This window comes from Tenacibaculum sp. 190524A02b (genome assembly GCF_964036645.1).
Lineage (GTDB): Bacteria > Bacteroidota > Bacteroidia > Flavobacteriales > Flavobacteriaceae > Polaribacter > Polaribacter vairaonense.
In genome coordinates, this window is sequence record NZ_OZ038525.1 from 4,285,033 (window position 1) to 4,298,260 (window position 13,228).

General features: G+C 29.6%; 11 protein-coding genes. 9 read left to right on the forward strand and 2 right to left on the reverse strand.

What is annotated here, in order from left to right:
- Nucleotides 1-13 precede the first annotated feature (13 nt).
- A complete protein-coding gene (locus ABNT65_RS17295) occupies nt 14-1,063 on the reverse strand; it encodes a nucleoid-associated protein (protein WP_348738539.1) in 1,050 nt (349 codons plus the stop codon).
- Between the two features lie 59 nt (nt 1,064-1,122).
- Between ABNT65_RS17295 and ABNT65_RS17300 the strand changes: the two genes are divergently transcribed.
- Nucleotides 1,123-1,650: a hypothetical protein gene (locus ABNT65_RS17300; protein ID WP_348702785.1), complete on the forward strand. Its 528-nt coding sequence runs from the start codon at nt 1,123-1,125 to the stop codon at nt 1,648-1,650.
- A gap of 496 nt (nt 1,651-2,146) precedes the next feature.
- Here the strand turns inward: ABNT65_RS17300 and ABNT65_RS17305 are convergent, their stop codons facing one another.
- Nucleotides 2,147-2,746 carry a ribonuclease HII gene (locus ABNT65_RS17305; RefSeq protein ID WP_348702786.1) on the reverse strand — a complete coding sequence of 200 codons (600 nt, stop codon included), beginning with the start codon at nt 2,744-2,746 and terminating at the stop codon, nt 2,147-2,149.
- A gap of 70 nt (nt 2,747-2,816) precedes the next feature.
- Here ABNT65_RS17305 and ABNT65_RS17310 point away from each other — a divergent pair, with 70 nt between their 5' ends.
- From ABNT65_RS17310 to ABNT65_RS17345, 8 genes are all read left to right on the forward strand, one after another.
- Complete coding sequence (locus tag ABNT65_RS17310) at nt 2,817-4,784, forward strand: putative porin (RefSeq protein WP_348746443.1); 1,968 nt, start codon at nt 2,817-2,819, stop codon at nt 4,782-4,784.
- 95 nt (nt 4,785-4,879) lie between these two features.
- The gene (locus ABNT65_RS17315) at nt 4,880-5,620 is read left to right on the forward strand and encodes a hypothetical protein (protein ID WP_348746444.1); all 741 of its coding nucleotides are present in this window, start codon (nt 4,880-4,882) and stop codon (nt 5,618-5,620) included.
- Nucleotides 5,621-5,682: 62 nt separating this feature from the next.
- Nucleotides 5,683-6,612: a hypothetical protein gene (locus ABNT65_RS17320; protein ID WP_348746445.1), complete on the forward strand. Its 930-nt coding sequence runs from the start codon at nt 5,683-5,685 to the stop codon at nt 6,610-6,612.
- Nucleotides 6,613-6,623: 11 nt separating this feature from the next.
- Nucleotides 6,624-7,952: a hypothetical protein gene (locus ABNT65_RS17325; protein WP_348746446.1), complete on the forward strand. Its 1,329-nt coding sequence runs from the start codon at nt 6,624-6,626 to the stop codon at nt 7,950-7,952.
- Between the two features lie 655 nt (nt 7,953-8,607).
- Nucleotides 8,608-9,129 carry a UpxY family transcription antiterminator gene (locus ABNT65_RS17330; RefSeq protein WP_348702791.1) on the forward strand — a complete coding sequence of 174 codons (522 nt, stop codon included), beginning with the start codon at nt 8,608-8,610 and terminating at the stop codon, nt 9,127-9,129.
- A gap of 29 nt (nt 9,130-9,158) precedes the next feature.
- On the forward strand, nt 9,159-9,824 hold the full coding sequence (locus tag ABNT65_RS17335; protein WP_348738532.1) for a 4'-phosphopantetheinyl transferase family protein: 666 nt from the start codon (nt 9,159-9,161) through the stop codon (nt 9,822-9,824).
- Nucleotides 9,825-10,037: 213 nt separating this feature from the next.
- Entirely contained in the window at nt 10,038-11,417 is a 1,380-nt protein-coding gene (locus ABNT65_RS17340; RefSeq protein WP_348738531.1) for an aspartate kinase, read from the forward strand.
- 402 nt (nt 11,418-11,819) lie between these two features.
- Nucleotides 11,820-13,214: an aspartate aminotransferase family protein gene (locus ABNT65_RS17345; protein ID WP_348702794.1), complete on the forward strand. Its 1,395-nt coding sequence runs from the start codon at nt 11,820-11,822 to the stop codon at nt 13,212-13,214.
- Nucleotides 13,215-13,228 lie beyond the last annotated feature (14 nt).

A 13,228-nucleotide genomic window follows, 5' to 3' on the forward strand; every position in this document is an offset into this window, starting at 1 on the left:
CACAGCCAAATAGCTATTTTTCTGCATTGTAATATACTTTGTAAAACTTCATTTTTTTATCATCATCATATCCACGTTCTAAATATTCAGAAGGAGCATCTGGAGCATCTACATCAATCTTTATTTGGATGTTAGTATCTAATTTAATTTCGGTTTTAAACTTGCTTTTTTCCTTTTTTAACACTGCGTCAGATACCTCAAAATTATTACGGATTAACACATCGTTTAATTTTTCAAAATGCTTTTTATAGTCCTCAAACATATCTTTGTGTTTGTCTTCTTCAAAAACATCATCTTTAAAATTATGATAATCTACACTTTCATGTTCTTTAAAATAATCTACTGTGTTGGCTAAAAAAGTACTTTGCTCTTGTTTACCAAATTCCGGTTTTATAATTTCTTCAGAAAACTCTTTACAAAGCTCAAGGTAGTTTTGTGTGTGTAAATTACGATCGTCAGCATACTTAACACTTAAAAAATTTTTAATCCAGTATTGTGCATCGTAATTATTATTGTCTACTGAAAGTACTACGGTTCCTTCAGTATCTGAAGAATTTAATATTAAGCAGCCTTTATCTAGCTTTTTGGTAGAAATTCCTTTTTGTACCACCACATCAAAACTATCTTCATCTAAATACGTTTGAAAAAAATCTACCTTACTTTCAATTTTAAAAACCCCAACCGCTTCGGTAAGAACATCTTTATATTCAATACCTTCAAAATAGGCAACAATAACATCTCCCGTTTTTATATTGGCAGAATTAGATTGTTCGTACAAATGGTTGACAATATTTTTAGAGTGTTCAATAAAACTTTCTTCATTTTCAAAAATATCAGAAGTGTACTTGTTGATCTCATTTAACCTAACATCGGCATGATGACTAAATCGATAGCTTTGCGTTACAGAACCAAAAGGTTTTAATAAAAAAGGTACCAATAATTCATAACTCTCTTCATCAAAACGAACTAAGCTCTCAGATAAGGCATTTTGGCCGCTATTATATTTGTTAGCTACTTTATGAATAATACACTTACTAATTTCAACACGTGTTCTTTTAATCATTTTTCTAAAAAATTGGAACACAAAAATACGTATTTTAGTATCTATTAAAATATTGAAACATGAAATTATTAGGAATAGGATCCAGAATTAATCACCCTGAATATGGGTTTGGCGTAGTAACCAATGTAGATAGTAAGCATTATTGGGTTACTTTTCAAGAAAAAGGATTAGAAACCATAACACTAAATGAAGATGTTGAGGTAATAGATGCGGTACATGATGAGGTAGATACAGTGAGTTTTTATGAGGTAGAAAGTACTTTGAGAAACCTATTGAAAAAATGGAGTGATGTAAGTGAAGTAGTACCCATTGCAGATAAATTTAAAGGAGGGAAATTAATTATTGAACCAGCTGATACGAATTTAGCGTCTAAAGAAATACCCATTGATACGTTTTTTCATAAAATTGTAATGGTACGAGATCGTATTAGAGTAATGGAACAAAAAATAAATGCTAGTAAAACATTAGATGATCAAGATAAAATTGATTTACAGCAGTATATAACTCGTATATATGGAAGTTTAACCACATTTAATGTATTGTTTAAATTAAAGTCAGATAATTTTGTTGGAGTAAAATCTAAGTAGGCTAATTAAAAATATAAAAATAGAGGAGGTAATCATAGTTAATGTACCTCCTCTTTTTGGCTAACAAGTTATTAAGGTTAGTTTAGAGTTGTGTTGCAAATCTAATTTAATGTCATTAATCTAATACTTTTTTTATGAATACCAAAATTATACGTGAAAAAGTATTGTTACTGGGTAATATCATTTTGATTTTCGTTTTATGCGCTAGTATACAAATTTTGTTGAATTGATTATTGATGTTGCATTTAATCATTGAAAAAACACTTTGTCTATAGATAAAGTTCATTCATCGATAGTGAAAATTGCATTGAACGATAATTACTAGATGAGTGAAAGTTAAATGGTAATTTTGGAGTGTTATTAAAATTAAACCCAACTTAATTGTAATAGCAAAAACTAAAACATAAAAAGATGAGAAATAATATAGTAACTAGCGTAATTAATGAAGGTATAACTACTATAGCAGTGTTGATGTATTTAACTGGAATGTATATGCTTAAAGCTCAAGTTTCAACTGTTCTGGTAAAAGCTTAAAAGATTTTCTGTGGTACTCAGTAGCACCAAAATTTCTAATGGCTTCACGGTGTTCTTTAGTTGGGTATCCTTTATTCTTTTTCCAGTTATATGCTGGAAATTTATCATGAATCTTTTCCATAAAATCATCCCTATAAGTTTTGGCTAATACAGAGGCAGCGGCTATACTCATATACTTAGCATCACCTTTTACTATAGTAGCATAAGGTACTTCTTTATAGGGATTAAATTTATTTCCATCTACAATAATAAATTCAGGTTCCGTACTTAGTTGTTCTATAGATCTGTGCATACCAGTAATAGAAGCTTTTAAAACATTTAAATCATCCACTTCTTCATTGTGTACAAAAGAAACAGCATAAGCTAATGCATTTTCTTCTATATAAGGGCGTAGCTCTTTTCGTTTTTTTTCAGATAATTGTTTAGAATCGTTTAGGAATTCATGCTCAAAATTATCAGGTAAAATAACAGCAGCAGCTACTACTGGGCCTGATAAACAACCTCTACCAGCTTCATCAGTACCTGCTTCTAAAGAAAAACCACTATAGTTTAATTTCAACATGCTACAAATTAACAGTTTTCAAAGAAAATATTCACATTTTTTCTCATTTTATTATTATACTTTTGTGGCTATGAAGAAAAATTTGTTAGTTTTTTTGTACTGTATGTTTATACAGTTTGCTGTGGGGCAAATTAGAGAAGTTGGCGGTGGTTTTGGAGATAGAGGAGTAGGTATAGGTAATGTTAACCAGAGTAGAGATACATTGCCTTCTAATGAGATTGATGTGAAACTAAGTGGGAAAACTAAATACACAGATTATAAAATTATTTCTCATAAAAGAGATACTACCATTATAGATACTACCTTAACAATTCAGAAGTATTACAAGTTTAATTTTATTAGAAAAGATGATTTTGAGCTGTTGCCATTTCATAATCAAGGGCAAACTTTTAATAGTTTAGCGTACGATTTTAATAGAATATCTATGTTCCCAGATATAGGTTTTAGAGCTAAGCAATTTAATTTTATAGATGTAGATGAGGTAAAGTATTATCAAGTGCCTACACCAACTTCTGAGATATTATATAGAGGAGGGCTGGAACAAGGGCAAGTATTAGATGCCTTATTTACAACTAACTTTTCAAAAAGATTTAATGTAGCATTATCATACAGAGGGCTTAGGTCTTTAGGAAAGTACAGGAGAGCTTTAGCTAGTTCTGGAAATTTTAGATTGAGTTTTCATTATAGTTCGCCTAAAGGACAATACGAAATTAGAGGACACGCAGTAAATCAAGATTTTTTAAACCAAGAAAATGGAGGTTTAACAGAAGAATCATTAACAAACTTTATAACAGATAACCCTAACTTTAGTTCTGATAGAGGTAGATTAGATGTAAATTTAAATGATGCCGAAAGTGTGTTAGAAGGTAAAAGATTGTTTATAGAACAAAGTTTTAAGATACTAGCCAATAAAGATACTTTAAATAATAAAGATTTTTCCAACCTTAAAGTAGGACATATATTTATAAGTGACGGAAAGTTTTTTAAATTCAAACAAAATTCTCCATCCGATTTGTTTGGAGAAGAAAGAGCACCTAGTGAATTAAGTAATCAAACAGATTTAACTTTATATGATAACCAGTTGTTTTTAGACTTTAATTCAAAATATGTGTTAGGGAGATTCCGAGTAAAATCAGGATATGTTAAATATAATTATGGATATCAGTACTTACAAAACAATATAGTTGGCAACACTAAGAATAAATTAAAAGGAGATGCTGTTTATGTTGGTGCAGATTGGAATGGAAAAGTGAAAGACTTTTACGTAAATGCTTCAGCCTCTTTAACGCCAGGTAGTGGAAGGTTAGCAGGTAATAATTTACAAGCAGAAGCTTTTTATAAAAAAGATAGTTTGTTTACTATTAAGGCTAAATTTAGAATTAATAATAAACAGCCAAATTTTAATTTCTTATTACATCAAAGTGTATACAATAAGTTTAATTGGGATAATAACCTTGGAGCTATTGGAACTAGAGTATTAGGAGGTGAAATTACAAGTAAGTGGGGAAATGCTTCACTAGATATTACAAATATAGATAATTATACATATTTTAATAAAGAAGGACAACCAGAGCAATATTCTGGAAATATAAACTACTTAAAATTAAAAGTAGGAAGAGAGTTTAAGTTTGGGAAATTTGCGCTAGATAATACAATCATGTATCAAAAAGTAGCTAGTGGTTCAGAAGTATTGCGTGTGCCAGATTTTGTAACTAGAAATACATTGTACTATTCAGATAATTGGTTTAGAGGAAACCCATTATTCATACAAATAGGAGCTAGTTTAAAATATTTCACTAATTACAAAGCAAATGCTTATAACCCTTTATTAGGAGAATTTACCTTACAAGATGATACAGAAGTAGGGTATCCTACTGTTGACTTGTTTGTTAATGGTAGAGTAAGAAGAACAAGAATTTATTTTAAAGCAGATAACATAAGTTCATTCTTCTTAAAGAAAAATTATTTTTCGGCACCTAATTACCCATATAGAGATTTTGTAATCCGTTTTGGAGTAGTTTGGAACTGGTTTATATAATAGAACTATCTGTTTAAAAGCTAATGAAGTATAAAATAGTTTAGAAAAAAATATTTAGTACTTTTGCCCCTTAAATTATCATTAAAAGTTGAACAATGAGTGTTAGAAAATTGCTTGGTTTCCTGTTTTTAGTAGGGATGTTAGTGTCTTGTGGGGTATTACCTCAAAAAAATACGTACCATGCTACATCAAAATCTGTAGAATTAGGTGTAGTTGGCAATAGAAAAATTTCGGTGTATAAAACCGATTTTGATGTGACTAGTATACCAGTGTATAAAAACTTAATAAAAGTAACTACCGTAGAAAAAAGTTTTACTAAGAGTATTTATAAAAACTATTTAGATGCAACCAAAGAGAAAAAAGGCATACATAAAGTAAATTACATAGATAGTTTAGAGGTAAAGCCAACATATATTGATCTTATTCTAGAAGATAAAGTAGCGGTAATAAAAGCACTAAATCAAGAAGAAAATGAATCGGTATTTAAATATGTGAAAAATATACCAGAAGCTAAGTTAGTTTCAGCATTACGAATGGTAAGCACACCAGAAGTTAAAAAACAATTGCAACAAGCAGATGCCATGTATGTAAAAACAAATAACCAAAAAAATCAAAAGGTATATTTGTTTAATAAAGAAAAACAAATAGGTGTGTTAGATATTTCTAAAACGACCATATTTGGATACCAAGTATCTTCTTTTTGTTGGGAAATAACAGAAAGAGAAAAAATTAAGTTAGCTACCTTATTAAACGAAGGAGAAAACTGTACTTCAAATACTAAAAGAAACCCTAAAAAGTTAGAAAAAGAACTAATAGATCGTAGGTTAAAGTTTTAGAGTAACGTACACTTTAGTTTTATTATCATAAAAACGATATATTCAAAATAAAAAATAATCCAATGAGAAAAATTGTATTACTAGCAGTTGCTATTGTGGTGATAGTAGCTTGTGAAGCTGTTTTTGTTGAAGATATTTCTAATAGATATATAAACATTACAGCACCAGCAGATAACGCAAGTGTAAAAGAAGGAAGTGTAACTTTTTTATGGGAAGCATTGGCTGAAGCTGATTCCTATCAATTGCAAATAGCAACCCCAACTTTTGCGAACGCTGCACAAATTTTAACCGACACTTTAGTTGCTAAAAATACCTATAATCAAAAATTAACCTTAGGCGAATACGAATGGCGTATAAAAGGTAAAAACAGTGAATATGAAACTAGCTATACTACACATAAACTAAGCATCACGAATACAGATATAGGAAATGCTGAAACAGAATTATTGTTACCGTTAGATAGTGAAATTAGTAATAAAACAGACCATAACTTAACTTGGACTAAAGTTACGGATGCTACTGAGTATAGAGTGCAAATTTGGCAGCCAGATGATCAAGGAACTATTGTAAAAGATGTTATTGTTAATGAGACTGCTTATACACATACTTTTGGAGAAGGAGGTTTTACATGGAAAGTACGTCCGCAAAGTGATACACAAAACGGAAAGTTTACTGCAAGAAAAATTACGGTAGATTCTAAAGCACCTAACAAACCAGTCAATACAAGTCCTGAAAACAATGCTACCCAAACAGAAACTACTATAGATTTTACATGGACTAGAACGGATGTGGCAGGAACCGAAGAAATAGATAGTATTTATGTATTTAACGATGTTAATTTAACACAATTAAATTTTAAAGATAAAGGAACAAATAAAACGTTTAAGAAAGAAAGTTTAGAAAAAAACACCTATTACTGGTACGTACAATCTTTTGATAAAGCGAACAATAAGAGCGAGAAAAGTAACACATTTTTAATAACAATTAATTAAATAACAAGAGTATGAAAAGGATACTTAACATTTTTACCTTACTACTTACAATAGGAGTAACCGCGCAACATTACACACCATTAAGTTATAGTTTTAACGGTACACCAAAAAATGGAATTAAAATAAAAACAAATTTACCGTATATAAGTAGCTCACAAATGCCAACAGTTATTATTGAAGGGTATAACTATGGAAAAGGAAAGTCTATAGGAGTAATGCTTAACTGGTATATTTATCAAGGTAATTTTATAAGTTATGGAGCATCAAGTCATGGAGCATACGCACCCCCTATTAAATTAGCAAATGAAGGAGGAAAAGTGGTTATATTTTTAGATTCTAGAGAATATTTTAACAGATTTCAAGTAAGAGCATATGCAAAAGGAAGAGTTCAAGATGATATTGCTGCAAATTATGAAAATTGGACAACTGTAGATGAGGTTATTTCGGGTACTAATGTGGTAAGTGTACCTTATAATAATCCTAGTTTACAAGGGGATGTAAATATAGATGGGATTATTAATGTAACAACAAATAACGACGCAGTTTTAAATTTTAATAATACAGATAACTCATGGCAGTACATGCAGTTTAAACAAAGTGGAAGCAGAAAAGCATATGTAGGACTTAATTCAAGTAACGACTTTGTTATCGCAAAAGAAAAAGGAGGAGATATTGCTTTTCTTGGGGCTAATGTAGGTGTTGGGACCAATACTCCAAGTGCTAAGTTAGAAGTTAATGGAAGTTTGTTGTTAAAATCTACTCCTTATGTTTCATATGGAATAGAGAGAGCTAATGGGGCAAAAGCAGCATTTGCTATAACATCAAATACACATGACGCTTTTTTAAGTAGCTCAGGGAACTTAAAGTTTTTGACAGATAATTTAGATGGTAATGATACTTCAACTAAAATGCTGTTAACTAGAGATGGTAGATTAGGAATTGGAACAACTAAAATACCAACGGAATATAAATTAGCAGTAGATGGTTCAATAGGAGCAAGAGAAATAAAAGTAGAATCTAGAACATGGCCAGACTATGTATTTACTAAAGAATACACCTTACCAACCTTAAAAGAAGTAGAAAAACATATAAATGAAAAAGGACATTTACCTAACATTCCATCTGCTAAAGAAGTAAAGGAGAATAAAGGAATAGAATTAGGAGAAATGAATAGAAAATTGTTAGAAAAAGTAGAGGAATTAACTTTATACACCATTCAACAAGAAAAACAATTGGTAACTCATAAAAAAGAAATAGAAAACTCAAAAACAGTTAATAAACAATTGTTAAATGTTATTGAAAAACTAGAAAAAAGAATAGAGAAATTAGAAAATAAATAGTTTATATAACGTTTAAATTAAAAGCCCTTTCTAAATTAATTTTAGGAAGGGCTTTTTTATGAAGTTTTTATTTTGACTACTAAAAATAGCTGTGGGGTTATTCATCACATCAAGAGTGTTTTGTTATGATAATATAGAAAATTGTATTTCTTTTTTTGGCTTTTTAAATAATAAAACAGTAATCTTATGCGTTGGTAAATGTGTAATAAATTAACATTTTTATTGCTGTTTTTACATTGAGAACTCTTTGTTTACTAGGTGTAACTACTACTTTTTTCTAACACTTTGTTAAAAAAATTAAAAAAAACAGTGTAAGTTTAGTTAACTTTGTGTTTTGTTAATTGTTTGCTTTATAGTGGTTTGTGAGGTTTTTAGGTGTTGTTGATGCAGGAGTTGATAAGCTCGTTTTTACAATTTCTTAATGTTTAAGAATGTATTTGACATAAAAAATCGCTATAATTGTACTATTAAAAAATGATAGTTATTTAACTCTACCTACTACACACCAAATAACTATCTGCAATATGTGAAAGGGACTTTTGTGTTCCTAAAACTAAGTATAACTAAAAACCAAATAAATTCTCATGTGAGTGAGAGAGGCGAAGCCTTGATTATAACCGATAACTAATACTATAAACTAAACCAAACTAAATTTATGAAATATGCTAACGGTTGGCATGTGATATATGTCAGATCACGTTGGGAAAAGAAAGTCTATGAATCTTTAAAAGAGATAAGTTTAGAGTCATTTTTTCCACAAGTAAAAACACTAAAACAATGGAGTGATCGCAAAAAAGTGATATTAAAGCCATTGTTGCCTTCTTATGTGTTTGTTAACCTAAATTCACCTACAGAGTTGCATAAAGCTTTATCTGTAAACGGAGCCTGTTCTTATATACGTTTTGGTAAAGAATATGCTAGAGTTACAGAAAAAGAAATAGATAAAATGAAAATGTTAGTAGGAGATGATAATATTTTAGGCGTTGAAGCTAATAATGAGCTACCTAAAGTAGGAGAGGTTAGAAAAATAACTAATGGGCCTTTAAATGGCTTTGATTGTGAGGTTTTAAAAGTAAATAATACTCGAAAAATTATTGTTAGAATAGAGTCATTAAGACAAAATTTTACAGCAACTGTACCAGTAGATTATATGTCTGGTATTCTAGAATTTGCATAATGATTTTTTTTAATTACATATTATAATTTATGTGTAATATAATATATGTACAGTATGTGCATAACTGTAAGCCTCTAACCAAAAAATTATGGGATAAAGGCTTACAGTTAATACCTAAAGAGTTTCATACCTCAATAAATAAATTTAGGTTTTGGAATGATCGTCAAGCTAGCTTATTAGGTAAGCTTTTATTACAAAAAGCATTTAAAAACTTATCAATAAATAAGTCGCTTAATGATATTCAGTATACAAAATATAATAAACCATACATAGAGGATACGATCTCTTTTAATATTTCCCATTCAGGAGAATACGTGGTTTGTGCTTATGTTAAAGAGAAAAATGCTTTGGGTATTGATGTAGAAAAAATAAATAAAGAAATAAATATTGACGATTTTTCTACTGTTTTAAATAGTTCAGAAAAGAACAATATTGTAAAGTCGACCTCTCCATTTGATGAGTTTTATAAAATCTGGACAATTAAAGAATCGGTATGTAAGGCAGATGGAAGAGGATTGAACTTTCCGCTACAAACTATTAAAATTCATTCAGATTGTATTCATCAAGAAACTAAAAGATGGTATTATAAAAACATTGACATTCATAATGATTATAAATGTCATTTAGTTACTTCTGAAAAAGATTTTACATTGGATATAAGTATGCTTACAAACAAAGAACTGTTTGAAATGTAAAGTAAAAACTAACTTACTTATAAAATAGCCATAGAAAATTATTAAGTAATAAAACTTAAATTTTATTCAAGTAAGGTTACTTGGTTGATTTTGAGTGTTCAAAAATTGCTTAAAAGTCATGAATATGATGCTTGTTTTATAATAGGTTAGGGTATTGTTGCTAATTTGTAAAGCAAAGACTAAAAAACGTATCAATTAATAAAAAGAAAAAATATGGAAGTTTTGAAATTTGGAGGAACTTCAGTAAGTTCTAAAAGATCTTTAGAGAATATGCTGCAAATAATTAAAGGTTATGATTTAGAGGAATCGCCATTAATAATAGTAGTATCAGCTTTAAAAGGAATAACAAATGAATTAGTAAACCTAATTAATTTACTAATTAAGCATGATGAAGAGTATAAACTCACCCTTGAAATAATAAAAAATAAACATTATGATTTTATTGATACTTTATTTGATAATGAGCCTGTTGATTTATTAAATGATATTGAATATACTTATAAAAACCTAATTGATGTAACGAGTGAAATATATGCTAGTAAAGAGGTGCAAAATAAAGATCATGATAGCTTACTAAGTTTTGGAGAGTTATTTTCAGCTAGAATAATAACTGCCTATTTGCAGGATAATGGGTTAGGTTTTTTATTTAAAGACGCTAGAAGCTTAATTTTAACTGATGATACTCATAGGAGTGCAAAGGTTAATTGGGAATTAACAAAAGAAGCTGTAACTTCATTTTTTCATAAGAATAAAGAAAGCTATGTTATAACCGGGTTTATAGCTAGTTCTATATATGGAGATACTACTACGTTAGGTAGAGGAGGATCTGATTATACAGCAACTATATTAGGTACATTATTGAAGGCAGAAAAAGTAACTAAATGGACAGATGTGAATGGTATTATGACTGCTGATCCTAATAAGGTGTCTAAAGCAAATTCATTAAGTAATATTACCTATGATGAGCTTAAAAGCTTGTCAAAATTTGGAGCAAATGTTTTAGTGCATCCTGAGTCTATTGATGAACTTTCAAAGCACAATATACCTTTTTTAATTAGAAATACATTTAATTGTGAGTTTACAGGAACTCAAGTTATAAACCAATATTTTTCTCCTCAAAAAGCGCTGTCATTACACCAGTCATGCAGTCTTGTAAGTTTTGAAAAAGAATGGAGTTTGCCTAAAGAGCTAATTAAGGAAATTTTAGATAAAAACTATTTGTTTTTTAGAATGAAAACTCCTAGTAGTAATGAAAGATCCTACTATGTTGTGGCAGATGAATGTGTTAATTTTTTTGATAAAGACACGTGTAAGAACGAAAGTAGTTTACCCTTACTTTCTAGCGTAAAAAATATTGAAATTGTAAAGAGAAATATTGCATTAATTACAATTACAAGTCAAAGTATGGATAAAAAGCAAGAATTAGGAAGGATTAAAACCTTATTAAATACTAATGGTATTAGTATTTTGGGGTCTAGATTATTCTTTAATTCCATTTCTTTGATATTTGAAAAAGGTAACTTTCAAGAAGTATTAACATTATTGCATGAAGAATTGTCTGAAGCTATTTTGGAAGACGGTTTGATACTATAAATTAAAAATATTTTACTACTACCTTCAAAGAGCACAATATCCAGAAGCTTACTTCGGAACCAAACTTGATATCTTATAAATACCTCTCGTAAGGTTGTTCTGTGGTGGATTACTTTTTAAGGAACTACTTTAATATAGAATGAATTGTAGTTGAGTAGTAGGTGTTCTTCAATCAAAAATATTGAGGTAACCTAGTCTTACAGATTTTTTGTTAAAGAAATTTTTGGTGCTGTCAAAAGGTAAAATACACAGGTAGTTAACTGTAATTGAGGGTAAGTTGAGAATAAATCTTGTTTTTGTAATAACCATTTCAGTTTAAACGTAGATTTTCTCCTTGATGTAAGATGTTTTTGAAATCTATTTTTTCAAACAAAACTATATACAAACTAATTATTTATTATTATGGAATTATTAAAAAAATACCACTTGGCTGAAGGTGCGAAAATAGTGACTTCTTCATTGCCAGGTGAAAAATCAAAACAGTTATTAGAACTTCAAAAAGATATAGAAGGAAGTATTGTATCCTATCCAAGAAGTATGCCTATCGCAATAAAAAAGGCTAAAGGAAGTATTGTGGAAGATGTTGATGGAAATCAGTTTATTGATTTTTTTGGAGGATGTGGTGTATTAAATGTTGGTCACTGTAATGATTTTGTATTAGAGTACGTAAAAGAACAACAAGAAGAGTTGATTCATGCTTTAGATTTTCCAACGGAAAATAAAATGTTGTTAATTCAAAAAATTGTTAAAAACTTACCAAAAGATATAAGGGAAGAGTATAAGGTTTGTTTTGGTGGACCAACAGGGTCTGATGCTGTAGAAGCAGCAATTAAATTAGCCAAAATTAAAACAGGAAGAGACGGGATAATTTCTTTTAAAGGAGGGTATCACGGGATGACTTCTGGAGCATTAGCGGTAACTTCTGATGTAGGGTTTAGAAATCATATTTCATCATTAATGCCAAATGTACATTTTGCTCCGTATAACTATCCTTATAGGAGTGAATTAGATGTAGAATCAACAAATGAAATAGATGGTTTAGCTCAGTTTGAAGAAATGTTGAGTAATAGCCATTCGGGTATATTAAAGCCAGCTGCCATTATTGTGGAGCCAATTCAAGGAGAAGGAGGGAATATCGTGCCTCAAGAGGGGTATTTGGAAGGTTTAGTAGATATTGCTCATAGACATGGTGTATTGGTTATTTTTGATGAGATTCAATGCGGATTTTATAGAACAGGAAAGTTTTTAGAGTTTATGAATACAAAAGCTGTTCCAGATATTATAACTTTTTCAAAAGGATTTGGAGGGGTTGGATTTCCTATTTCAGGATTAATTTATAGAAAAGATATCGAGGCTTGGGGACCAGCTGCACATATTGGAACATTTAGAGGGAATCAAGTAAGTATTTCTGCAGCAAGAGGAGCTTTAGATTTTATTGAAACATATAATATTGAAGAGCATACAAAGGAAATAGGAAGTTATTTACAAGGAAAGCTAGAAGCTATGAAAATAGACAACCCATTTATGGGAGAAGTTAGAGGAAGAGGTATGATGATTGGTGTTGAATTTGTTCAAAGTAAAGAATCTAAAGAACCATTTCCTGAGTTTGTAAAAGAATTTAGAAAAGAATGTTTTCAAAGAGGTTTATTATTTGAAGTTGGTGGTCATCATGATAATGTTTTACGTTTAGTTCCTCCATTAATTACTACACATACTATTGTTGATGCTGCAATAGAAATAATGAAAGAGGCTATAGCTGTATGTATGAATAAATACTCAAAATATACTCTTGTATAAGTTATATAGAGATA